This is a genomic window from Microbacterium halimionae (assembly GCF_011761265.1).
GTDB classification, from domain to species: domain Bacteria; phylum Actinomycetota; class Actinomycetes; order Actinomycetales; family Microbacteriaceae; genus Microbacterium; species Microbacterium halimionae.
Window position 1 is genome coordinate 112,300 of sequence record NZ_JAAOZB010000001.1, and the last position, 23,370, is coordinate 135,669.

Sequence of the window (23,370 nt, forward strand, 5' to 3'; positions counted from 1 at the left end):
CCCTCCTCGGAGGTGTGGGGGCGGAACGCACCGCCCCCACACCTGCACGATCAGTCGCGGTATTCCGCGGTTCCTTCCTCATACGCTTCGCCGAGATTGGCGTTCGTGGTTTCCGAATCTTGGACACCGGTCACGAGACCCTGTAGTTCCTGCACGATCACGTCGTAGAAGCCGGGGGCTGGCCAGTCGGGGTAGAACGAGAGCGCATCCATATCGAGCACGCCGTTGAACGTGTCGATGAGAGCCGCGCTCTTCTCGTCAGTGATATCCGCAGGATTTGCCGCGACTGGCAGGCCCCCGTTGTTGCCGATGATCGCCTGAATCTCAGGGCGCATCGTGATGTCGATGAACTCGTAGGCGAGTTCTTTATTGGAAGCATTTTCCGGTACGACCCAAAGGTTGCCCGAAGAGCCGAGCGACAACTCGGTGCCCGGGAAGGCTTGCAGCGTCCAGTCAAACTCAGCTTCATTTACAAACCGACCGAACCACCACGAGCCGGAAACGAAGATCGGCGATGTGCCGTTGATGAAGGAAACACCCGCGTCTTCGGCCTTGATCGAAGAAACGTCGCTCGCTATGTAGCCCTTGTCGACATATTCCTGCAGAGTGTCGGTGGCGTAAGTCATCTCGGGGCCCTGCCAGTCGACCGGGTTCTCGTAAAGCTGGTAGTCATTCACGAACTGACGGTCGCCCTTTGAGAGAGCGAGCTGGTACCAGATTTGGCCGAGCGGATACTCAGCGCCAGCCTCAGCTAAGGGGGTAACCCCGTCTGCCGCGAAGGCGTCGAGCACACTCACAAACTCGTCGTAGGTCGTGGGGACCTCAAGCCCCGCTTCCGCGAACACGTCGAGGTTGTAGTAGACCCCCACAAACTCGCCGTAGTTGGGAACGCCGAACCAGGTGTCACCACCCATGACACCATCGTCGGCGTACTTAGCAGTCGTCTGCAACGACGGTGCGAGCATGTCAGCCCACCCGTACTCTTCGACCGCGTCGTCGATGTCGGTGATCAGCCCGGTACTCGCGAGGAACCCGGCCGTGGCATTGCCCTTGTTGAATTCCATCAGATCGGGGGCGGCGCTCGTGTCGAGCACTTGGCTCGCCGTCTTCTGAATTTGCTCGAACGACTTTTCTTCGAATTCGACCGTCGCGCCGGTCTCCTCCTCGAAGACCTCGATCGCGCGTTCCCAGGCCAGCCCCATGGCACTGTCCGCGCTCTCGTAATGCCAGAGCCGCAGAACTTCCGGGTCGCTACCTCCGGATCCTGAGCATCCTGAGGCGACGAGACCGACGGCTGCGATGCTTGCGACCACCGCTCCGGTTCTCTTTGCTGTGTGGGTGAAACGTGCCATCTTTGGCACTCCTTTCCTAGTGACCGAGGCCGGTTTCGGCGGTTCGGGTTGCGGGGTGTTGGTAAGAAAGTTGTCGAAACGCTTCGATAGCGGGCGTCGCCCACATCCGCGCGCACATGGTGCTCGGTACGGTTTTAAGCGATTCGCGGCCCGACGGTGCCGCGAGGAGCGTATCGAGGCGGAATCAGCCGGAGCCCTGGTTCTGGTGGTTCATCACTCAAAGAAGAAAGAAGCAACTCAACAGCGAGCTCGCACGACTCCGCCGGCACCAGCGGGATCACATCGATCGGAAGTGGCAGCTCATCAATGTCGAACGATGCAGCCACCGAAATGAGCGAAATGTCGTAGGGAACCTGTACTTGCTGGTCGAGGAGCTCGCCAACCACGACACTCTGCGCTTCCTGTGTGCAGTGAAACATCAGCGCACTGACACCGGCCTTTTGGAGCTCCACAAGAGCTGCGCGAGTGCCCGTGCGGTCTGTCTGGATGTGTCCTGTGGTGCGAAATTCAATCTGCACTCCTCGTTCCGCGGCCCGCGCGAGTGCCGCAGAACGTACGCGCGGAGCGAAGTTCGATGTCTCGTACGCCGTTTCCGTCATGCCAAGGAGCCCAATGCGCGTGTGTCCAAGGTCGGCTAACCTGTCAACGGCTTCGCGCGCGGCAGACTCAAAATCGAGGTCGACGCAGAGTAGACCGTCGTGATCATCAGGAACACCGATGAAGACCGTCGGCGTCTTAATACTGCGAGCCAGCGCGACGCGGTCGTCATTAGGTGCAACGTCGAGCACGAGGATCCCGTCAGCGAGACCAGTCGACGCAACCCGGCTCATTCCGAGTCGAGCTTGCTCCTCGGTCAATAGCAATATGTCGTAGTCATGCCGACGTGCCGCGACCGCTGTGGCGAGCACGAAAGCCATGTGCGTAGGAATATGGGTGTCGCTGCGCATCGGCTCGGTAACAGCAAATATGTTCGTTCGGCGTCCGGCGAGCATCCGCGCGCTCGCGTTGGGACTGTACTCAAGGCGTGCGACTGCTGCCTCGATGCGCTGGCGAGTCTCGAGGGCAACGGATCGCTTACCGCTCAGGGCGTAAGAAACGGTACTTATCGACACGCCCGCTTCTCTGGCTACCTCGTTGATCGTGACCACGCTTACCCCGCTCGTCGTTGAGTTTCGAAGCGCTTCGCGAAACGCTTCGACATTGAATATAGAAGACGTCAGTGTCACACGCAACTAATTTGTGGTTCCATGCAACAAATTCTCACCTGAACCGCAATCCCTGCTCGTCGCGGACTACCCGCCGGGCGAATCGGGCGGGACCGCAACCGGATGTGGATATGAAAATGACGAAAGCCCCGGAAAAATCCGGGGCTTTCGTCATTCACTGTCTCAACACAGTGTGCGCCTCGAGGGACTCGAACCCCCAACCTTCTGATCCGTAGTCAGATGCTCTATCCATTGAGCTAGAGGCGCATGGCTTGTTTTGCACTTTTCAGCACCGCGCAAGCCGTCGTCCAGAATACCCCACACACGGCCGATCACACTAATCGAGGCCGGATAGCCTCGTGTGGAAGAGTAGTGCTACCTCGACCACGTCATACCTGGGGGTATACGAATGAATGCTCGGACATCAAAGGATGCTGCTCGCTCCGACAACGGATATTTCGGTCCCGGAAGCGCCACTTGGAAGGTCTACTCACACTCGGGTGCCTCACTCGGTGCCGTAGCGTCGGTACTGCTGCAGGCCCTCGACACGGGGATGCTCAACCACTTCGACCATGTCTCGGTCACATCCGAAAGCCCCGAAGCAGGCCAAGCGCGCTTCCAGCGCACGGGCGACTTCATCATGACCTGCGCCTTCGGCGACAAGGCGCACGTCGATGCAGCCACAGAACACGTTGATCGACTCCACGAGCGTGCCACCTGGACAAATCCCGAAACCGGTGACGTTGAGGTCGCCAAATGGCCCGAGTGGCAGCGGTGGACGATGTACACCTTTGTGTGGGGCTCACTCGAAGGTGCACTCAAGTTCGGCATGAAAATCAGCAAGGCCGATCAAGACAAGTTCGTAAAAGAGCAGCAGCTCATTGCCGAGAAGCTGCACGTGCCGGGGCCGCACCCCGAAACGAAGGAAGAGCTCGACGCCTTCATCGATGAGGGCAAGAAGACCAAAGCACTCAACTACCTCGGCGCTCAAGCAGCACTCGGGGTGCGCCACCCCGAAAAGGGTCGGAACCCATTCGCTAACTGGCTATCGCGCACTGTGCTCGACGGCATCCTGTCACTCCTCCCCCTGTGGGCTCGCCAGATCTATGGAGTTGAAAACCGCACCGAGCGCCGCCTTGCGCGCGCGCAGCGAATGACGGCGAAATTTCTCGCGATCGCGTCGAAGAACAAGTCGCTGCAAGATCTCGTGGATGCCGGCATCGACCACGCCACGGCGCACCCGTACCGCAAGGTGCGCGCGAAGGCGTAGCGACCGCTCAGCCCCGCAGCATTCTTCGGAGCGACACGGATGGGTCGGCGAGCACATCGCGATCAACCCGAACGCCTCGATCGATGATTCGACGAGCAGCGCGCACCGTCATCGGGTCATCGATGGAGGCAGCTCCCAAAAGCAGGTCTCCGTCGACCCGAAAAACGGCGGTACCCGCACGAATGATGTCTATCGCCGCCCCCGTCAGCCCAGCGTTCGCGAGGTCACCGACGACTTCGATGTGGTGACCGTAGCGGTCAGTCCAAAACCAAGGAGTTCCGCGCAGCGCTGGAGTTGTGCCCAGCAAGAGAGCTGCCGCGTCCATGCCGTCGAGCCGTGCGGCATCCCAATGGTCTGAAGCCTCAATTGATATGCCGAACGGCGCCACGAGCCGCTCGGCACCCGGCATCACACGGGGTGTCACGCCCACACCCACCACGACCAGATCTGCGGCCACGGTGCTGCCGTCGCCGAGGGCTACCTGCATTGGGGCGTTGTCATCATGAGCATCGCTCACAACGGCGTCGATCCGAGTGTGGCGCACCTCTACCCCCTGCTCGGAGTGCATCGCGTGCAACCAGCGTGCCAGGGTGTCGCCCAGCACGTGGCTACCCGGCACCTCGTGCGGGTCCACAAGCACCACACGCGATCCACTCTCGCGCAACGATGCCGCGGCCTCCGCGCCGATGAATCCGCCACCACCAACAACCACGGTGCTGTGCGCGCCCGCAACTGCGCGGATTGCCATCGCATCGTCGTAGCCGCGCAAGGTCATCACCCGCGGGTGGTCGCCGTAGCCGACAGGATGCTTCGGCTCGGCACCGACAGCCACCACAATTGCTTCAGCGGTCATCACGCGACCATCTGCGAGCAAAACAGTGTGTGCCGACGCGTCGACACTGACGACCTCAACCCCGACCACGACCTCCACGTTTAGCGCCGCCGCGCGTTCTTTCGTCAGCAGATCGAGTTCTCCTCGAGTGGCGCCTTCGACAAGAGCCCGCTTCGACAGCGGTGGATGATCGGTGCACGCGGGCGTCGCCTCAACGAGCGTTATCCCGCCGTGAAAACCGCCCTCACGGAGGCTTGTTGCTGTCGTGACTCCCGCGATGCCGCCACCGACGATGAGTACGTCACCGGGCTCTCGGATGCTCACGCCAAACGCGCGGGGTTGGGAACCAGCACGACGTCGTCGCCCTCCACCCGCACGCTGTGCGAAGCGACCCCGGTTGGGGCAGGCGCACTGAGCGCGTCACCGTCACCCAGACGAAAAGTCGCACCGTGAAGCGGGCATTCGACGCATCCGTCTTCAACCCAGCCGTCGGCCAGATCTGTTTTCTCATGAGTGCACGTGTTGTCGAGGGCGAAGTAGCTGTCGCCGTCATTGAACACGGCAATGTCATCGATCGTTCCGGTGAGCTCACGTAGGACCTTCAGGCCCGTGCCGTCTTCAATGTCGCCCACATGTGCAACAACAATCCCTGCCGCTGTCTTTGCATCCCCAGTGCCATCAGTCATGCGCTTCATGCTAGCTTTCCTCGCTAGCCTCCGACTGGCGGGCCGATTCCATGTGCCGCTTCCGGGCCGACAACCTCGGAAGATCAACAAGACGCAGGCTCTGCATTCGAGCCGCGCGCATTTTGCCGTAGTCAGGCTCGAGATCAGGACGCGCAGCTTCAATCCGAAGCGTGCTGTCAATGTTGCGCGACACCTCCGCCCACGCGGCTTCACGCGCTGCCTCGACGAGCTCAGCGAGTTCGGCATCGTCATCGGCTCGCTCACGCAGCGCCTTGGCGATCTTGAGCGACTGACGCCGTCGCCGCCGAAGATTACGCACATCGCGACTGCGATAGTCGTGAGTTCCGTCACTGTCGCTGAAGCGCCGACTGGCGAGCTTCTTCTCGCGGTGAGTACGATCAGCATCGGTCTCGGCTTCAACGGCGAGCGAAATAAGCGCCTCGCGAGCCTGCGGCTTGAAGTGCTCGATCTCGAAGTCTTCGCCGCCAGCGATCACCTCGACCAGAATGCGATTCTTCAGCAGCAGCCGCGTCGCTGCCGCAGCAATATAGAGGCCTTCTTCGACCACCTCGGTAAGCTTCGGGCGCTTTGCGGGTTCATCACGTGCACTGTTTGCCACTGCTGAACCCCCTACTTCGAGACTACCGGCCTCTCGCTCCCCCCGGTACTCACACGGGAGTTCTCGTGGCAACAACGAAAGCGGGGCGATGTTCGCGGCCCGTCGGAGACTCAGTCGCTCAGCTCTAGCAACCGGATTGCGCTTTCGCAACCCCCATCTTGGCCAAAAGCGTTGCTCGTATGTTCAAATAATATATTTCAGGAGAGGAGCACATCGTGGGATTCATCGATGACGCTAAAGAAACCGCCGAAACCGCCGGACGCAAAATGAAGGATGCCTTCGACGACGCGGCCGATCGTACCGGCGACAAAGTCGACGAAGCAAAAGCTGACGCCAACCTCAAAAAGGCTGAATCTGAAAAAGATTCGGTCGAAAAGCGCAACGAGATCAAAGAAGATCTTCGCGACAACTAGTCCCTCCAAGCTGCCTCACCCCAGGTGAGGCTATGCCCGGCTTTACGGCCGAGCGGCGAAGGCCCCGGTCCCCCAGCTGGGGCCTTCGTTTTCTCCTCATCACAACGGTGTATGGGCGCAACGGCCACTCAAAGCCCAGCGCGATCCCAAAGACCAAGAGCGAGTTATTTTGGCGAAACCCTGACAACGGAGATCTGACGTGAGCTCATCCCCGAACCGAATGATGGCGATTCTGGCTGGCGCCATCTATATTGTGGCGGGCCTTATGGGTTTCACAGCTACGGGTCACATCGGGTTCGCCGCGCCACAGGGCGGTGTCGTGCTCGGAATCTTTGATGTAAATCCACTTCAAAACATCGTGAATCTCATCGCTGGAGCAGTTCTCTTGCTCGCCGGGCTTGTTTCTGTGCTCGCCGCGAAGGTCACAAACTTCATCGCGGGTGCCGTTTACCTGGGCGTGGGGATTTGGGGATTCTTCGTCGACGGCACGCCGGCCAACGTTCTCGCGACAAACACACCCGGCCACCTCGTACACATAGTGACGGCACTTTTTCTCATCGCGATCGCGCTCAGCGCCGACAAGCGTGTGCGAGCCCTTCGCGATCCAGCGTGAACAACTAAACCGAAGCTATGCGCCACGATGCTTCGTGGCTCTCACCTGGTTCGATGACAACGAGCCCTGCGTCGTAACTATAAGAAGCGGCGTTGAACGCGTCTGGTGCGCACGTCATAGGTTCGACAGCGAGCCCGAGCCTGTTGCGCGGATTCGCACGTCCACCGGGAAGATCGGCGGTGTGCACCTGAACCCATGGGCACGCGGCATCCCACGTCATCTGCACTCCCGAACCAAACGGGTCGGTGACGACGACGGATGCCACACCCGCCTCATCGCGCGAAAGCTCAGTGAACGCGTGGTCTATCTCGGCGGTGCCAATCCGGCGGGCCACCCGGAAGTCGAACCTTTCGGCGTCGACCTCGACCGAAGCCAGATCCACCGGGCTCAAACGCGGCTCAGTCACCTCCAGCACCTGCGAAGCTGGCAGCTGGAGCGACCACGTGTCGAGCGCACCCGGGCCTGCAAGCAGGTACGGGTGCGGACCCGTACCCCACGGCACGGCTACGGTGTCGAGGTTCGTTGCAACGACGCGCTGCCTAAGGCCCGAGGCATCCAGAGTGAACTCCGTCGCGACGCGCACGCGCCACGGGAACCCGTCTTGCGGCTCGATGATGCCTACCAGAACCACATGATTGTTGCTCTTGTCGATTGGCTCGAAATCAAGCCATGACGCGAGCCCATGCAATGCGTGCGACCGTGTCGGTTCGGTCAACGGCACCTGATAGTCGACGCCGCCGAACGAGTACTGACCGTCGACGATGCGGTTTGGCCACGGCGCAAGCGTTGCTCCGCGATACCCGGGCCGCACCTCGTCGGCATCGAACGGCACAACAAGATCGCGACCGTCGACGGTGAGGCTCCGAAGTGACGCCCCAACACTTGAAATCGCAGCTTCGTAGTCGCCCGCACGCAGCACGTGCTGGGTGCCGGAACGTGGCGTTCGCGCCATAGTTAGATCCCCTGCGCGAGACGGTAGTAGGCAGCATTCCAGCGCAGTTCCTGCTGAAAGCCACGTACCGTCGTTTCGTTGTCGATAACGACAAGCTCGGTCTTGGCAATCTCGGCGAAGTCACGGAACACGTCAATACCAACGGCGGTAGTCATCACCGTGTGGTGTGCGGCGCCGGCTGCGAGCCAGCACGCGGTGCTCGTTGCGAAGTTGGGCTCGGGCTGCCACACCGCGCGACCCACGGGAAGCTTCGGCAGATCGGGCGATTCGACGTTTTCGACAACATTGGCGACGAGACGGAACCGGTCGCGCATGTCGCTCATGGCGACAACGAGCGCCGGGCCCGGGTCAGCTGTGAAGACAAGGCGCACCGGGTCTTCTTTTCCACCGATACCGAGCGGGTGAATTTCAAGTTTGGCCTTCTGGCTCGAAAGCGAGGGAGCCACTTCGAGCATGTGAGCGCCGAGGATTCTCTCGGCTCCGGGAACGAGATCGTAGGTGTAGTCCTCCATGAGGCTCGCACCTCCGGGAAGGCCCGAACCCATCACGTTCGCGATGCGCACGAGAATGGCCGTCTTCCAGTCACCCTCGGCACCGAAACCGTAGCCCTCTGCCATGAGGCGCTGCACCGCGAGACCCGGCAGCTGCTTGAGCGAGCCCAGGTCTTCGAACGACGTCGTGAAGGCGCCGAAGCCGCCCTCTTCGAGGAATGAACGCAGGCCCAGTTCGATAGCGGCACCGTCGCGCAGCGACTGGTGACGCTCGCCGCCCGGCAACAGCTCAGGCTGCACGTCGTAGAGCTCGGCATATTCCGCGACAAGCGCGTCGATGTCAGCGGATTCTGCCTGAGCGACGGCATCCGCCAACTCGTTGACGCCCCATGTGTTGACCTGCACACCGAAGCGCAGCTCGGCCTCGGTCTTGTCGCCCTCGGTCACCGCGACGTAGCGCATGTTGTCACCGAAGCGCGCGAGCTTGAGGCTGCGTGACGCCGCCCACCCGGCACTCGCGCGCTGCCAGTCTTCAACCTGCTGCAGCACGGCGGGATTCGACACGTGGCCGACAACAGTCTTCCGTGCAATGCCAAGGCGTGACTGGATGTAGCCGAATTCACGATCACCGTGAGCGGCCTGGTTGAGGTTCATGAAGTCGAAGTCGATCTCGCTCCACGGCAGCTCGACGTTCGCCTGCGTGTGCAGGTGCAACAGGGGCTTCCGAAGCGCGTCGAGGCCCGAGATCCACATCTTGGCCGGGCTGAACGTGTGCATCCACGCGATCACGCCGATGACGTTGTCGCGCGCGTTCACATCGAGAGCGAGACGACGGATGCTGTCCGCATCCTTCAAGACGGGCTGCCACACCACATTCACCGGAAGTCCGCTAAGACCCTCCGCAACAGCCTGAGACTGCTCAGCTACCTGACGAAGCGTCTCTTCGCCGTAGAGATTTTGGCTGCCAGTGACGAACCAGATCTCATAGCCGTCAAGGGATGTGGAAAGCGGAGTGCGACTCATTTGTCTTCCTTGTCTCGGGGGCGCATCGATGCGCCGACGCCGTCAATATGTTACCGGTCACATGGTTCGAACGCTACCTGTGGCGATCAGGATCGGTCGCGGCTCGCCGTCGAATCGCGCTCAATCAGCACGGGTACTTGCAAAGACGCCGACGCGGCAAGCCCCAAAACATCAGCCACACAGCGACTCGCCTCGGCGACAACGTCCACCCGGATAGTGGTCAACGCTGGGCGGTAGTAGGCGGCATCCGGGTTATCGTCAAAACCGATGATGCTGAGGTCCTCGGGCACTCGCACACCCGCCTCGCGCAAACCGGTGATGAGACCGAGAGCCATCTGATCGTTTGCCACGACGATCGCCGTGGGCCCATCGGAATGGCGGACTGCCGTCGCAACCTCAGCGGCGCACTCGGCGCCATCGGCTGCGGCCCAGTTTCCTCGCCACTCCCGAACACATGTGAGTCCGTGAGTGGCGAGGGCCGCTGTGAATCCCGCCGCTCGTGCCGACTCTTCGACCCAGCTAACCGGGCCCCCGAGCCGCGCGATACGGCGATGACCCAGCGACACCAGGTGTTCAACGGTGAGCGCTGCTGCGTCGTGCTGCACCTGTTGCCCCGCACCCCCGTGCAGCTCGACAACGGGGATGCCTGCGGCACGCTCTTCGAGCACGTGACGTGCTCCCGCGCGAAGTGCCACCAGAACAATGCCGTCAACGCCCTGCCCGAGCAAGTGGTTGAGCGCGTCATCGACCGACGCCTCGTCGGTCGCATCGGCGTAGGTCGTCGCAACCCACCGCCCGGCGGTGCGCGCCGCAGCCTCAACGGCCGCTATCCCTACCGCGGGGCCGTAAAGCGCTGTGTCAGATGCCACGATTCCGAGCGTTCGAGACTCACGAGTACCGAGAGCGCGCGCCGCGTTGTTCACTCGGTAGTTGAGCGTCGTCATCGCCCCGAGCACGCGCTGACGCGTCTCATCCCGAATGCTCGGATGATTGTTCAGCACCCGAGAGACTGTTTGCGCCGACACCCCCGCCACCGCCGCCACCTCGCGGACACCAACTTTTTGGCGGGCTGCCGGTGCGGTTTCGGGCGGTTGAGCGTCGGTCACGCGAGGGCTTCTACCGCCGCACGCTCGGCAGCAAGGCCAGCGCGGTAGCGCTCGAGATAGCGAGCAAAACCGGATACATCGTCAACGCTCGGCTCGACAACTGCGAACGCCGAGTCGCCGAACACTGCGCCCGACAGATAGTCCCCGAGTTCGCGCCCATCGGCCTTGACTGTGTATGCGGCCAGAACAGCGATACCCCAGGCACCACCTTCGCCTGCCGTCTCAGCGACAGCGACAGGAGCATCGATAGCGCCAGCAAGCATGCGCTGGGCAACACCCGCAGTTTTGAAGAGCCCACCGTGCGCGTACATCGCGTCAATCTTCACGCCTTCCTCAGCGAGAACGCGCATGCCGAGAGCGAGCGTCGCGAAGACACCGTAGATCTGGGCACGCATGAAGTTTGGCAGCGACAGCGTGCTGTCGGGGGTGCGGACAACCATCGGTCGCCCCTCCGAGAGGCCAGCGATCGGCTCGCCGGAGAGATGGTTGTAGGCGAGCAGTCCACCGGCGTCAGTTTCGCCGGAGAGCGCCTGAGTGAAGAGGGTTTCAAAAACGGCATCCGCGTCGAGCTTTTGACCCGACACTGACGCGAAGTCAGCAAAAAGGCGCACCCATGCCGAAAGCTCGCTTGCGCCGTTATTGCAGTGCACCATCGCGACGGGGTCCCCCGCGGGGGTCGTCACGACATCGAGTTCGTCGTGAACCTGGGTGAGCGAACGCTCCAAGACCACCATTGAGAAGATGCTGGTTCCGGCGCTCACGTTACCCGTGCGCGGGGCGACAGCGCACGTGGCGACCATGCCGGTTCCGGCATCTCCCTCGGGCGGGCAGAACGCAATCCCTGCCCGCAGCACTCCAGCGGGGTCGAGCAGCGCTGCACCTTCGCTCGTCAGGTTTCCGGCTTGTTCGCCCGCAACAAGAACGCTGGGCAGCACCTCCGAAAGACGGAACCCCGGGTGCCGGTCGGCAACGAGACTGTCGTAACTTTCACGAAGTTTGGCATCGTAAGTCTTTGTCGCGGGGTCAATAGGGAAGACTCCCGACGCGTCACCGACGCCGAGAACCTTGCTGCCCGTCAGACGCCAATGCACGTAACCCGCGAGCGTCGTGAGGGTGCGCACCTCAGCGACGTGTGCTTCTTCGTCACGCACAGCCTGATGCAAGTGTGCGATCGACCACCGCAGCGGGATATTGACGCCGAACAGATCGGTCAGCTCCGTCGCTGCCTGCCCAGTGCTGGTGTTTCGCCACGTACGAAATGGTGTGAGCAGGCGATCTTCAGCATCGAAGGCGAGGTAACCGTGCATCATCGCCGAGATGCCTATCGCGTCGAACGACTCGACAGTGACTCCGAAGCTTTCGCGGATGCTGGCACTCAGCGCCGAGTATGCGGCTTGCACCCCGCTCCACACGTCTTCGAGCGAGTAGGTCCAGGTGCGATCGACGAACTGGTTTTCCCATTCGTGACTGCCTGTCGCCACTACCTGCGTGGGGTCATCGGTCAGTACGAGGCACGCCTTGATGCGCGTCGAGCCAAGCTCGATCCCGAGCGACGTGCGCCCGGCCACGAGAGCATCCTTCAAAACGCTCATCGCATCGGCCACGTTTTCTGCTGACTGGTCACTCATAGAACCGCTCCGTCCTTGACCGCGCACCACCGCCCGGCATTACCATCCACACGGCCATTTCACCGCTGGCATAGATGTTACCGGTCACAAACCGAGTAATCGATCCCAGCTCGAGTTAGTCTCCGAACCCATGAGAGCTCTTCACACGGAGCCCCTCGTCAATGCGCTCGACGAAGCGTTTTGCTGCACCGAGATCTTCTCGACTGCCACCCAAGGCCGACAGCATCCGCTGTGCCAGATATTCGCGAATTTTGGCGCTTGTCTCGTGGGCAAGATCGGTGAGCTCGATGCGCACGAGACGCGAATCCGCGTCGTCGTGTCGGCGGACAACGAGACCGTGCGACTCGAGTCCGCGCAGCGCAACACTGAGATTGCTCCGCCGGAGCGCCGTTCCCTCGGCGATAGCACTCGGTGTCGTGCGCGGGTGCCGCTGGATCCACCGCAACGTCGTAATTTCAGTGCCCGTCAACGACACGATCCCCGGAACATGAGAGCCGCGCGGTTCGATCTCGCGACCGATCCGCAGGATCGTCTCGGCAAGCTCCGCGAGATCGTCATCGTTTGTGGCCACAGCGCCATGCTACGCGAACTTCCGTTATAGTTATGGTTACATAATCATTATTTACTCACGGGAGAACAATGTCTACGGCGACTGCCACGACCCTCACATCGCCGCCGGTAACAACTGCCTCGAAGGTGAGCGTTCCGGTACTTCTTGTGCTGGCGCTACTCTCGGCAATCGCCCCGTTCGCGACCGATCTGTACCTGCCTGCGTTCCCGGGGATGGTCGTCGATCTCGACACGACAGCAACCCTCGTGCAGTTCACGCTCACCGCGTTCCTCGTCGGCATCACGCTCGGGCAGCTCATCTTCGGCCCCCTCTCCGATCGATTCGGGCGGATGCCTCCACTCATCATCGGGTCGGTGCTCTGTGTCGCAGCATCCGTCGTGGCTGTGTTCGCGCCGACCGTCGGAGTCTTGATCATCGCGCGGCTCGTTCAGGGTCTCGGAGCGGCCGCCGGCATGGTGATCGGCCGGGCGATCATCTCGGACGTCAGTTCGGGCAAAGCTGCAGCACGCGCATTCAGTCTCATGATGATCGTCGGCGGCGTCGCACCCGTCATCGCCCCACTGGTGGGTGGCTTCTTGGTCGGACCGCTCGGCTGGCGCGGCATTCTCGCCGTCATCTTGGGCCTTTCGATCCTCATGCTCGTGGCCATCATCGTCGTCCTGAAAGAGTCTTTCCCGCAGCACGCCCGCCACCAGCGTCGCGCTCACATCAACGCTGGCAACTCGCCTTTCACAGAGCTGCGTACGCGGAAGTACATCGGCTTCACGGCGACTTTCGGATTCGCATTCGCCGTCATGATGGCCTATATCTCCGCGTCGCCGTTCGTCTACCAAGACATGATGGGAATGAGCGCCCTGCAGTACGCCATGTGCTTTGGCATGAACGCGTTGGCACTCGTCATCACGAGCGCGATCTCAGCGAAGCTTGCGGCCACCCGATCAGTGCAGGCTCTGCTTACGGGCGGCATCGCCGTACTCACCCTCGCGACGATCGCCTTCGCACTCGTTGCCGTGAGTGATGCTCCGGTGATTTGGCTCGCGGTGCCGCTGTTCGTCGCGGTCGCAAGTCTTGGATTCGTGCTCGGAAACGGCACATCGCTCGCACTTGAAACCGTCCCTCACGCTTCCGGCCTCGGGTCTGCTTTTCTTGGTGCGCTGCAGTTCGGCCTCGCGGCCGTCGTGTCACCGCTCGTCAGCCTCGGTGGCACGATGACGGTAACTCCGCTTGCGATCGTCATGATCACCTGCGCGGTTATCGCGAGCGTCTCGCTTCTGGTCGCTCGGCGAGGCGCTCCAGCGCGGCCGTGACTGTGACGCCGTTGGAGCCAGATCAACGACTGCGCTCACGGGCCGAAGCTCACGGGACGAAGAGGCTGCGCGCCGGTACTGAAGCGCGCAGCCTCTTTGTCGCTCATGGCGTTGGCATGCCGCCGTTGACGTTGATCGTCTCTCCGACGACGTAGCTCGATTCGGCCGATGCCAAGAACACATATGCCGGCGCGAGTTCGGCCGGCTGCCCCATTCGACCGAGCGCTGTCTCGGCGCCAAAGCTCTCGATCTTCTCCTGCGGCTGACCATCGGTCACCTGCAGCGGCGTCCAGATGGGCCCGGGAGCTACGGCATTCACACGAATACCTTTGGGTGCGAGCTGCTCAGCCAATGCCTTCGTGAACGCATTGATGGTCGCCTTCGTCGAGGCGTAATCGACCAGGATGCCAGCGGGCTTATACGCCTGCACGCTCGTCGTGTTGATAATCGTTGCGCCCGGAACAAGGTGCTTCAGCGCGGCTTTAGATATCCAGAACATCGCAAACACGTTCGTCGTAAATGTCGATTCGAACTGCTCGACGGTGAGGGCCTCGAGATCATCGTTCCACACCTGTTTTCCGGCATTGTTCACCAGTATGTCGAGGCCGCCGAGGCCTCTTGCGGCGTCCTCGACAAGCTTTTCGGCAAAAGTGTGATCCCGAATATCTCCCGGCAACAACACAGCAGTCCGCCCCGCGTCACGCACCAGCGTGGCGATCCGATCGGCATCCGCCTGCTCTTCTGGCAGATAGCTCAGCGCGACGTCGGCACCTTCTCGTGCGTAGGCGATTGCTATCGCCGCACCGATGCCAGAATCAGCGCCGGTGATGAGGGCCTTTCTGCCTGTCAATCGACCGGTACCTCGGTAGGTCTTCTCGCCGAGATCGGCGCGCGGCGAGAGCTCAGCGTCAAGTCCCGGTTCTTGCTGGTGCTGAGCCGACGGTTCGATGTCGTTGTAAAGCTCGACAGGATTAATAAACGTGTACTGGTCACGAATCATGGTGTCTCCTTCGTGGGCTAACAGATCCGGATCTCGCACTAAATGGTCGCGACAGAACCCGAATCGACGCGGTAGTTAGAACCGTTGACGAACGATGCGAGGTCAGAACACAAGAACGCGATCACGTTCGCGACCTCTGCCGGCTCTCCGCGCCGCTTCAGCTCCATGTAGGGCCGTTCCTCGTCGAGGAACGAGGTAATTGCTTGCGTGGGAGTCACGTCGAGTTGCTCGGCACGCTTTTTCATCATCGCGTCAGTCATCGGGGTGTGGATGAACGCCGGCGAGACAGCGTTCACAAGCAAACCTTCGAGCGCATAAGAGCGCGAAAGGCCCTTCGCCAAAGCGAGGATGCCCGCCTTCGCGGCGCAGTATGGCAACTCGTCGTCATAAGGCTGCACTGCGTCTTCTGAGGCCAGAAGGACGAGCCGACCCCAGCCACCGCGCCGAAGCATCGGCAGGAATTGACGGATGAGTCGAACCGGACCGATCAGGTCGGTTTCGATCGTCTTCGTCCAGCCTTCGTCAGTGATCTCATGAAAGAGCCCCTGCGCTCCAGTAACTCCCGCCGACTGCACCAAGATGTCGATGTCGCCAACGGCATCCGCCACCCTCTCATGCAGGTCCGCCAACGAGTCAACGCTCGTGATGTCGGCGGCGAACGCGAAGAGCCGGTCTTTGGGTGCCTTCAGAGTTTTCGCGGCCGTGTCGAGTTCGGCCTGGTCCATGTCGCTGATCACAACGGTGGCGCCTTCATCGAGAAGCAGCCGCGCTGTCTCCCATCCGATTCCAGAGTCGGCGCCGGTGATAAGGGCTGTTCGTCCTGCAATTCCGAGGTCCATGTCAGTTCCTTTCCATCATGCGGTTTTGGTGTGACGCTGCGCTCGATAGCTGGGGTGCTGTAGCGCCAAAAGTGTTCACCGGGTAGCCGTGACCGACGCCGTCAAGGCGAAAGATCGCGCCGCTAAGCGAGTGCGATTCAAGGTCGCCCTCGGTGAGGTTTTCGCGCGCCGTGCCAACGAAGAGCGTGCCGAGATCTGGGCCGCCGAAGGCCACCGAAGTAACCTGCGGTGCGGGGAGCGCAAACTCTTCCATCACAGCGGGGGTGCTGCCCTCGCCGCTCCACAGCACGGCCGCGGATTCGCCGTACAGACCATTGACAAACCCACCCTCGCGGCGGCGCACAAGGCCGTCCGACGTGCGCCCAACGAGATAGGGCTGAAGCTCCCCCAGGTCGCCAGCGGAGTTGTAGCTTGCTCGGTAGACAGTCTTCGTCGAAGTATCTGTGACAAACATGACATCGCCGCTGTCGCTCCACTCGAAGCCGTTGGCCACTCCGAATCCGCCCCGCAGCTCACGAAGGCTTCCGTCGGGCTCGATCGCAACCAGCGTTCCGTCGGGATCGCCGGTCGTCACGTCCATCGACCCCACAAGGAAGCGGCCGAACGGGTCCACTTTTCCTTCGTTGCAGCGGATGCCGTCGTGTGAATGCGTCACGTGCGCAATCGTCCGCTCGATCGTGCCGTCAGCGTCAAGAGCCACGACGCTGTCTTTGAGCGCAGCGACGTAACCACCGCCGAGCGCTGGTTGCACAGCCGAAACCGGCGGCGGCAACTGAACGACACGGTCATCGCGGCCGTCAACGTTTCCGTCGAGGCGACCGCGATGCATCGTGCCAGCCGAAATGTCGACCCACACCATCTCTTCGGTGCGCGCATCCCACCAGAGGCTCTCGACCAGGATTGCCGGCCCCGTCCGAAAAACAGTGTCAATGACCATCGGCCTTCCCCCCTGCTACTTCGCGAATGATGATGGCGGCGTTGATGAGCGCCAAGTGACTGAGTCCCTGGGGAAGATTTCCCCAAAAGCTGCCATCGCGCGCCGAGATCATCTCGGAGAACAGCCCGACATCGTTGCCGCGAGTGACGAGATCGTCCATGAGTTCAATTGCTTCGTCATATCGCCCGACGCATGCCAGCGCCCCCGCACGCCAGAACGCGCATGCAACGAACGTGTGTTCCTCACGATCGACACCGCTGTAGCGATAGAGAAGGCTCCCGTCTCCGAGCGCGCCCGTGATGGCGTCGATCGTCGACGACATCCGGTCGCCCCGATCGAACCCGCTGGGCGCGTGCAGCAGCACCGACGCGTCAAGGTCAGTGGTGTCGGGATGCATTGTGTACGCGCCCATGTCTTCTGACCAGCAGTTCTCTTCAATCCACAGACGGATGCGGTCGCGCTCCGTGGCCCAGCGATCGGCAGAACCGGCAACCTGGCCGATCTCAGCGAGGTGCACAGCGTCATTGAGCGCTTGCCAGCAGCCCATTTTCGACGATGTGTAGTGCGCTTCGTCAGGCAGTTCCCACATGCCCGCATCGCGATCGCGCCACAGATCGCACACCCGGTCAGCAATGACCGCCAGCATCCGACCGGTCTCGATATCGAGCACATTGCCGGCATCGACATACACCCGACATACCGAGAAGAGATCGCCGTATACGCCTAACTGCACCTGACCTTGGGCGGGATTGCCCGTCACAACCGGACCGATACCATTCCAGCCCGATACCTCGTGGGTGTGAGTGTCGCTAGGAACATCGCCGTTCAAGCTATAAAAAATATGAAGGTCGGGCCCAGACTCTCGAATCGAACGCAGCAGCCACGAAACCGCGGCATGAGTCTCTTCGCGAAGGCCGAAGTGCACGAGTGCGTTCGCGGTATACGCCAGGTCGCGCACCCAAGCGAAGCGGTAGTCCCAGTTCTTGCCCCCGGCGGGGTTCTCCGGCAACGAACTGGTGGCCGCGGCCGCGATTGCGCCAGTCGGACTGAAGATCAAAAGTTTGAGTGCCAGCGCGCTGCGCTGCACGTGTCGTGCCCATGGGCCGTCATACGAGAATTCCCGCGACCACGCGCGCCAGTTGGCGATCGTACGATCGACACCACGATCAGCGTCGTCGGCGTCCGGTATGTAAAGCGGCTCGCCACTTGTCGCAACTACTGCGATTACGTGGCGGGACTCCGCCTCGGCGGTGAACTCGCCGGTAAACGCGGGAGTCGGCTCCGCTGCCGCGTCATACTCCGCACGCGGTTCTGTTCGCGGTGTCGGGCCATGATTGCCACCGATCACGGCGAGCGAGACGTCACCGGCACGAATGATCTCGCCCTGCGGCGTGGATTGCACCCAGGGCGACACGGTGTGGAGCGCCGTGCCAACCTCCACTCGCCAACCGAACTCGACCTGACCCTCGACGCCATCGATGCGACGGACGAGTTGTGCCCAGGGCAACCGACCTGCGGCCCCCGTCACGAGCGCGTCGGTGATCTTCGCCCGGCCCGTGCCTGTCGTGAAGGTCGTCTCGAGCACGTTCGTGCGGTCGACGTACCGACGAGAAACCTCGAACGGGGCGATCGGGGCAAGCTCGATCGATCCGCCGGTTGCTTCGTCGAGGATCCGAGCAAACGCTGGCATCTCATTGAGATCAGGAGTCGGCATCCAATCAATTTGCGCGCGCGAGCCGATCAGCGCGACGGTGCGGCCATCACCAATCGCCGCGTACGCGCGCAGATCACTTTCAGAAGGGGCCGGCTCGCTTTTAGTCATCGCCGCAACGATATGCAGGCCAAAAGTAAGCGAGGTGGGGGTTGCGCTGACGACAAGTTTGATGCAGTGGCGCGCTGCAGCTGGAGTGACGCGGCGCGTCTGGAACTCGGTTACGACCGACGCATCGGAACGTGCGGAATTCCGTCTTCTGCGAACGCGGCCCCACTGATCACGAACCCGAAGCGGGCGTACCAGGGTGCGAGATGCTGCTGCGCATCGAGATCGATCGGCAGCCCCGGCCGACGTTCCCCGCACCGCGCGACCGCCCAGGTCATGAGATCCCCGGCGATCCCGCGGCCGCGATATGCGGCATCCGTCGCTACCCGCCCGATACGCATGGCATCGCCGTCGTCGAGAACACGGAGGGTCGCAGCAATTGCGCCAGTCTCGTCGTCGACAGCCCAGGCGAGTTCAGCACCGGGCTCAACGTCGCGCCCATCGAGGTCAGCGTAGGCAGCTTCTTGCTCGACGACGAACACGAGCATCCGCAGCCGGGCGATCGCGTACAGCGTTGACGATGGAATATTGGCTACGGCCCCGAATTGCAGTGTCACAGTCACACTTTTACGCTACCGGCGGGCGCCGACCGGCCAGGGGTGCACGCGCGGAAGCTTCAGACCTGGAAAGCTGGTGCGGAGCATCCTGAAAGGACATCACCCGATGACTTCATCTCTTTCCGCGGTCGTCCGCGAAGAAATCGAACGCGCACGCAAGGTCGTCGCTGACCTTCACGCCGAACTCCCACGGTGGGAGCTCGTTGTCTGGACAGCGGGCAACGTCTCACAGCGCGTAAAGGTTCCCGGCGGAGAAGACCTCTTCGTCATTAAGCCCTCCGGCGTCTCGTACGACGACCTCTCCGCCGAAGCTATGGTCGTGTGCGATCTTGACGGCAATCTCGTCGAGGGTGCGAAGGCCCCATCCTCTGACACTGCGGCACACGCATACGTCTACAAGCACATGCCCAACGTGGGCGGCGTCGTGCACACACACTCGACGTTCGCTACGGCGTGGGCGATGAACCAGGAAGCTATCCCTTGCACGCTCACGATGATGGCTGACGAATTCGGTGGACCGATCCCGATCGGCCCCTTTGCACTCATCGGTGATGACTCGATCGGGCGCGGCATCGTCGACACTCTTTCGGGCGGTCGGAGCCGCGCCGTCCTCATGGCAAACCACGGGCCTTTCACCATCGGCCGCGACGGCAAAGACGCTGTGAAAGCCGCCGTCATGGTCGAAGAAGTTGCGCGAGCTGTGCACAGCGCCCGCCAAATGGGTACCCCGGTTCCGATCGAAACCCACCTGATCGACTCACTCTGGGACCGATACCAGAACGTCTACGGTCAGGGCGGCTCCGAAACCGCTCCGCTCACCCTCTCGATCTAGCCGACCCCGGGCGGAGTGTGAAAAGGCTATGCCTTCGCTCAATCTGTTGTGCGCAATTTAGTTGCGTGCAATACTTTATAGATGAACGCGGTCGACAACATGGTGTGCTTTTCGCTGTACTCCGCCAGCCGCGCCACAACGCAGGCATACCGCAGGCTCCTCAAGCCATGGGACCTCACATATCCGCAGTACCTCGTGCTGGTGAGCCTCTGGTCGGAAGGCCCGCTTTCGGTGGGCGCCCTCGGCGAAACACTCGACCTCGACTCGGGAACCCTCTCGCCGCTCCTGCGCCGACTTGATTCCGTCGGACTCGTCATGCGAACCCGCGAAGCACCCGACGAAAGAGTTGTCACGGTCTCGCTCACTGAGCGCGGTCTCGCACTGCGTGACGAGATGAGCAGCCTCCCCTTACAGGTGGCCTCGTGCATGAACCTCACTCCGGCAGCTGCGACAGCGCTTTTGGGCACGCTGCAGAGCTACACCAACGGTATCCGCCAGCCCCACACACTTCCCATTTCCTGACGTATCTCCAACCGAAAGGCAGAATCATGGACGTTCTTTACACCGCAGAAGCACTCGCAACCGGCGGAGGCCGCAACGGCCACGTCACGACCGTCGACGGCATCATCAACTCCGACGTGCGCGTCCCCAAGGAGATGGGCGGCGAAGGCGGCGCACCGAACCCCGAGCTCTACTTCGCCGCGGGATACGCCGCGTGCTTCCACAGCGCCCTCCAGTCGGTAGCCCGCGCACAGAAGGTCACACTGAGCGACACGAGCGTCGGCTCGCGCGTACAGATCGGACCCAACGGCGAAGGTGGATTCCAGCTCGCTGTACAGCTCGAGGTCGTCATTCCCGACATGGAGCACGACAAGGCTCAGGCGCTCGCCGATGCTGCCCACCAGGTGTGCCCCTACTCCAACGCGACCCGCGGCAACATCGAAGTGACAGTAACCGTCGTTGAGGACTAATCCTCTGTAGGCAACTGCATCCACCCCGGATGCTGGGGGTCATGGCCGTGATGATGTCACAGCCGTGGCCCCCAGTTTTTTGAGGTCAGACTGCCGCGAGCGCCTGGTCGAGATCGGCAATCAGGTCGTCGATGTTCTCGATGCCGACAGACAACCGCACAACCTCTTCGGGGACCGCAAGCTCCGTTCCTCGCACCGACGCATGGGTCATCGCATCGGGGTAGTTGAGCAGCGACTCGACCCCGCCAAGCGACTCGGCGAGGGTGAACAGCCGCGTCGACTCAGCGAACTTTCGAGCCGCCACACCATCTGCGAGCGCGAGCGAGACGATTCCGCCGAATCCTGACATCTGGCGCGCGGCGAGTTCGTGCCCCGGGTGGGATTCGAGCCCCGGGTAGTAAACCCGAGCGACACGCTCGTCTGATTCGAGGAACGACGCGATCGCTCCCCCATTTTCGCTATGGCGCTGCATCCGAACCGCCAGCGTTTTGACGCCACGCGTTGTGAGCCACGCATCCATGGGACCAGACACCGCTCCCGCAGCGAACTGCAAGAACTTCGCCTGCTCGGCAAGAGCATCATCGTTGATGACGAGCGCTCCACCGACGACATCGGAGTGACCACCGAGGTACTTGGTCGTTGAGTGCACCACGACGTCAGCTCCGAGTGAGAGCGGCTGCTGCAGGGCGGGTGAGGCGAAGGTGTTATCCACGACGACGACAGCTCCGGCCGCGTGGCCGAGATCAGCGAGCCCGGCAATGTCGGTGATACGCAGCAACGGGTTGCTTGGCGTCTCGACCCACAACACCTTTGCCGGGCGCTCTTCGAGAGCCGCGCGGACAGCCTCGAGGTCGCTCATGTCCACGATGCGAAGCCCAATTCCCCATGGCGCCAGCACTCGAGCAAGCAAACGGTAGGTGCCGCCGTACACGTCGTTACTGAGCAGCACTTCATCTCCGGGCTGCAAAAGAGCGCGTAGTAGTGCATCTTCGGCGGCGAGGCCGGACGCAAATGATAGTGCGTGCGCACCTCCCTCGATCGCGGCAAGTTGCGTCTCGAGCGCTGAGCGCGTGGGATTGCCGCTGCGTCCGTACTCGTACCCGCCGCGAAGACCACCAATGCCGTCTTGTGCGTAGGTTGTCGAGAAGTGCACGGGCGGAATCACGGCACCGGTCGTAGGGTCAAATGCTTGGCCCGCGTGTACCGCGAGGCTTTCAAAACGTCGAGCTGCGGATGCCGTTTCTTCGCTCATGAGTGAGTCCCTGCCGTTGATGTTGGTTGAGTATCGCTGTCATATCCGCGTGCATTCATCCACGCGTCGTCAAAAATCTTGCTGAGATAGCCGCGGCCGTGATCGGGCAGCAGCACAACGACCACGGCATCGGCGGGGAGAGCACGAGCCTCGCGGAGTGCAGCGACGACTGCCATTCCGCTCGATCCGCCGACAAGGAGTCCCTCTTCCCGCGCGAGCCGACGTGTCATGGCGAAGGATTCGCTGTCGTCGACGCGGTGAAACTGATCGACGACGTGGCGGTTGTAGGCCTCCGGCCAGAAGTCTTCGCCAACGCCTTCGACGTCGTAGGTGTGAATGGGCCCGCCCGAGTAGATCGATCCCACAGGATCTGCTCCGATGATGCGCACCGCACCATCGGAGATTTTCTTCAGATAACCGCCCGCACCGCTGATCGTTCCGCCGGTGCCGACTCCGGCAACAAAATGGGTGAGCTTGCCGTCGGTGTCGCGCCAGATCTCGGGGCCGGTCGACTCGAAGTGGCTGCGTGGCCCCTGCATATTGCTGTACTGGTTGGGCTTGAACGCCCCGGGAATCGATGCCGCGAGGCTGTCGGAGACGCTGTAGTACGAACGTGGGTCATCTGGTTGCACCGAAGTGGGCGTGACAATGACCTCAGCGCCGTATGCGCGAAGCACTGCGCGCTTGTCTTCCGCCACCTTGTCGGGCACAACAAAAATGCATCGGTACCCCCGCTGTTGCGCAACGAGAGCGAGGCCAACCCCGGTGTTGCCGCTCGTCGGTTCCACGATGGTTCCGCCCGGCCGGAGCAGGCCATCTTCTTCGGCTGCGTCGAGAATATTGGCGGCGATGCGGTCTTTCGAAGAGCCACCGGGGTTGAAGTACTCGACCTTGGCAAGCACCGTTGCGCTGATGCCAGCGGTCACGCGGTTCAACCGCACGAGCGGGGTGTTTCCAACGAGGTCAGTGATGTTTTGCGCGTATCGCACGGAATGTCCTGAGGGGTGTGGCGCGAAAGAATGCGCGCATGGCTGATGTGGGTTGGGGGAGGGCGAAGCCTCTCAGCGACAACAACGACAGTTCAGCACGGGTGTG

24 protein-coding genes and 1 tRNA gene are annotated in these 23,370 nt (G+C 61.8%); 7 read left to right on the forward strand and 18 right to left on the reverse strand.

Going from position 1 to position 23,370, the window contains the following annotated elements; all coding sequences use genetic code 11:
- Window positions 1-50: 50 nt before the first annotated feature.
- The 3 genes from FHS06_RS00545 to FHS06_RS00555 form a co-directional block, all read right to left on the reverse strand.
- Window positions 51-1,352 carry an ABC transporter substrate-binding protein gene (locus FHS06_RS00545; RefSeq protein ID WP_167044022.1) on the reverse strand — a complete coding sequence of 434 codons (1,302 nt, stop codon included), beginning with the start codon at window positions 1,350-1,352 and terminating at the stop codon, window positions 51-53.
- Between the two features lie 134 nt (window positions 1,353-1,486).
- Window positions 1,487-2,578 carry a LacI family DNA-binding transcriptional regulator gene (locus tag FHS06_RS00550; RefSeq protein WP_310734769.1) on the reverse strand — a complete coding sequence of 364 codons (1,092 nt, stop codon included), beginning with the start codon at window positions 2,576-2,578 and terminating at the stop codon, window positions 1,487-1,489.
- 173 nt (window positions 2,579-2,751) lie between these two features.
- Window positions 2,752-2,824, reverse strand: a tRNA-Arg gene (locus FHS06_RS00555).
- Window positions 2,825-2,966: 142 nt separating this feature from the next.
- Between FHS06_RS00555 and FHS06_RS00560 the strand changes: the two genes are divergently transcribed.
- Window positions 2,967-3,827: an oxygenase MpaB family protein gene (locus FHS06_RS00560; RefSeq protein ID WP_167044025.1), complete on the forward strand. Its 861-nt coding sequence runs from the start codon at window positions 2,967-2,969 to the stop codon at window positions 3,825-3,827.
- A gap of 7 nt (window positions 3,828-3,834) precedes the next feature.
- Here FHS06_RS00560 and FHS06_RS14265 read toward each other — a convergent pair whose 3' ends face one another.
- From FHS06_RS14265 to FHS06_RS00575, 3 genes are read right to left on the reverse strand one after another with little or no spacing between them, the layout of a single operon-like run.
- Complete coding sequence (locus tag FHS06_RS14265) at window positions 3,835-4,983, reverse strand: FAD-dependent oxidoreductase (protein WP_167044028.1); 1,149 nt, start codon at window positions 4,981-4,983, stop codon at window positions 3,835-3,837.
- Entirely contained in the window at window positions 4,980-5,345 is a 366-nt protein-coding gene (locus tag FHS06_RS00570) for a Rieske (2Fe-2S) protein (RefSeq protein WP_167044031.1), read from the reverse strand. Before FHS06_RS00570 ends, FHS06_RS14265 begins: the two co-directional genes overlap by 4 nt.
- A gap of 10 nt (window positions 5,346-5,355) precedes the next feature.
- Window positions 5,356-5,964: an asparagine synthase gene (locus FHS06_RS00575; RefSeq protein ID WP_167044035.1), complete on the reverse strand. Its 609-nt coding sequence runs from the start codon at window positions 5,962-5,964 to the stop codon at window positions 5,356-5,358.
- Window positions 5,965-6,179: 215 nt separating this feature from the next.
- Between FHS06_RS00575 and FHS06_RS00580 the strand changes: the two genes are divergently transcribed.
- Together FHS06_RS00580 and FHS06_RS00585 are read left to right on the forward strand one after the other, a co-directional pair.
- Window positions 6,180-6,377, forward strand: a complete 198-nt coding sequence (locus FHS06_RS00580; protein ID WP_167044038.1) for a hypothetical protein — start codon at window positions 6,180-6,182, stop codon at window positions 6,375-6,377.
- A gap of 199 nt (window positions 6,378-6,576) precedes the next feature.
- The gene (locus FHS06_RS00585; protein WP_167044041.1) at window positions 6,577-6,990 is read left to right on the forward strand and encodes a DUF4383 domain-containing protein; all 414 of its coding nucleotides are present in this window, start codon (window positions 6,577-6,579) and stop codon (window positions 6,988-6,990) included.
- 4 nt (window positions 6,991-6,994) lie between these two features.
- Here FHS06_RS00585 and FHS06_RS00590 read toward each other — a convergent pair whose 3' ends face one another.
- The 5 genes from FHS06_RS00590 to FHS06_RS00610 form a co-directional block, all read right to left on the reverse strand.
- Complete coding sequence (locus FHS06_RS00590) at window positions 6,995-7,942, reverse strand: aldose 1-epimerase family protein (RefSeq protein WP_167044044.1); 948 nt, start codon at window positions 7,940-7,942, stop codon at window positions 6,995-6,997.
- A 2-nt stretch (window positions 7,943-7,944) separates the two neighbouring features.
- Window positions 7,945-9,456, reverse strand: a complete 1,512-nt coding sequence (gene araA / locus FHS06_RS00595) for an L-arabinose isomerase (RefSeq protein WP_167044047.1) — start codon at window positions 9,454-9,456, stop codon at window positions 7,945-7,947.
- Between the two features lie 86 nt (window positions 9,457-9,542).
- The gene (locus tag FHS06_RS00600; RefSeq protein ID WP_167044050.1) at window positions 9,543-10,562 is read right to left on the reverse strand and encodes a LacI family DNA-binding transcriptional regulator; all 1,020 of its coding nucleotides are present in this window, start codon (window positions 10,560-10,562) and stop codon (window positions 9,543-9,545) included.
- Window positions 10,559-12,190 carry a xylulokinase gene (locus tag FHS06_RS00605; protein WP_243845229.1) on the reverse strand — a complete coding sequence of 544 codons (1,632 nt, stop codon included), beginning with the start codon at window positions 12,188-12,190 and terminating at the stop codon, window positions 10,559-10,561. The genes FHS06_RS00600 and FHS06_RS00605 overlap by 4 nt, the downstream gene beginning before the upstream one ends.
- A gap of 115 nt (window positions 12,191-12,305) precedes the next feature.
- Complete coding sequence (locus FHS06_RS00610) at window positions 12,306-12,761, reverse strand: MarR family winged helix-turn-helix transcriptional regulator (RefSeq protein ID WP_167044053.1); 456 nt, start codon at window positions 12,759-12,761, stop codon at window positions 12,306-12,308.
- A gap of 68 nt (window positions 12,762-12,829) precedes the next feature.
- Here FHS06_RS00610 and FHS06_RS00615 point away from each other — a divergent pair, with 68 nt between their 5' ends.
- Entirely contained in the window at window positions 12,830-14,068 is a 1,239-nt protein-coding gene (locus tag FHS06_RS00615; RefSeq protein WP_167044056.1) for a multidrug effflux MFS transporter, read from the forward strand.
- Between the two features lie 103 nt (window positions 14,069-14,171).
- Here the strand turns inward: FHS06_RS00615 and FHS06_RS00620 are convergent, their stop codons facing one another.
- The 5 genes from FHS06_RS00620 to FHS06_RS00640 form a co-directional block, all read right to left on the reverse strand.
- On the reverse strand, window positions 14,172-15,068 hold the full coding sequence (locus FHS06_RS00620) for an SDR family oxidoreductase (protein ID WP_167044059.1): 897 nt from the start codon (window positions 15,066-15,068) through the stop codon (window positions 14,172-14,174).
- 38 nt (window positions 15,069-15,106) lie between these two features.
- Complete coding sequence (locus tag FHS06_RS00625; RefSeq protein WP_167044062.1) at window positions 15,107-15,907, reverse strand: SDR family NAD(P)-dependent oxidoreductase; 801 nt, start codon at window positions 15,905-15,907, stop codon at window positions 15,107-15,109.
- A gap of 1 nt (window position 15,908) precedes the next feature.
- Window positions 15,909-16,844 carry an SMP-30/gluconolactonase/LRE family protein gene (locus tag FHS06_RS00630; RefSeq protein WP_167044066.1) on the reverse strand — a complete coding sequence of 312 codons (936 nt, stop codon included), beginning with the start codon at window positions 16,842-16,844 and terminating at the stop codon, window positions 15,909-15,911.
- Window positions 16,834-18,666 (reverse strand): glycoside hydrolase family 15 protein, encoded by a 1,833-nt coding sequence (locus FHS06_RS00635; RefSeq protein ID WP_167044068.1) that lies wholly within the window; start codon window positions 18,664-18,666, stop codon window positions 16,834-16,836. The genes FHS06_RS00630 and FHS06_RS00635 overlap by 11 nt, the downstream gene beginning before the upstream one ends.
- A gap of 110 nt (window positions 18,667-18,776) precedes the next feature.
- The gene (locus FHS06_RS00640; protein WP_310734768.1) at window positions 18,777-19,226 is read right to left on the reverse strand and encodes a GNAT family N-acetyltransferase; all 450 of its coding nucleotides are present in this window, start codon (window positions 19,224-19,226) and stop codon (window positions 18,777-18,779) included.
- A 100-nt stretch (window positions 19,227-19,326) separates the two neighbouring features.
- Between FHS06_RS00640 and FHS06_RS00645 the strand changes: the two genes are divergently transcribed.
- From FHS06_RS00645 to FHS06_RS00655, 3 genes are all read left to right on the forward strand, one after another.
- Window positions 19,327-20,052 carry an L-ribulose-5-phosphate 4-epimerase gene (locus FHS06_RS00645; RefSeq protein ID WP_167044072.1) on the forward strand — a complete coding sequence of 242 codons (726 nt, stop codon included), beginning with the start codon at window positions 19,327-19,329 and terminating at the stop codon, window positions 20,050-20,052.
- Window positions 20,053-20,133: 81 nt separating this feature from the next.
- Window positions 20,134-20,574: a MarR family winged helix-turn-helix transcriptional regulator gene (locus tag FHS06_RS00650; RefSeq protein WP_182486466.1), complete on the forward strand. Its 441-nt coding sequence runs from the start codon at window positions 20,134-20,136 to the stop codon at window positions 20,572-20,574.
- Between the two features lie 26 nt (window positions 20,575-20,600).
- On the forward strand, window positions 20,601-21,023 hold the full coding sequence (locus FHS06_RS00655; protein ID WP_167044075.1) for an organic hydroperoxide resistance protein: 423 nt from the start codon (window positions 20,601-20,603) through the stop codon (window positions 21,021-21,023).
- Window positions 21,024-21,108: 85 nt separating this feature from the next.
- Here the strand turns inward: FHS06_RS00655 and FHS06_RS00660 are convergent, their stop codons facing one another.
- On the reverse strand, window positions 21,109-22,275 hold the full coding sequence (locus FHS06_RS00660; protein WP_167044078.1) for a cystathionine gamma-synthase: 1,167 nt from the start codon (window positions 22,273-22,275) through the stop codon (window positions 21,109-21,111).
- Window positions 22,272-23,264: a pyridoxal-phosphate dependent enzyme gene (locus FHS06_RS00665; RefSeq protein ID WP_167044081.1), complete on the reverse strand. Its 993-nt coding sequence runs from the start codon at window positions 23,262-23,264 to the stop codon at window positions 22,272-22,274. Before FHS06_RS00665 ends, FHS06_RS00660 begins: the two co-directional genes overlap by 4 nt.
- Window positions 23,265-23,370: the final 106 nt, after the last annotated feature.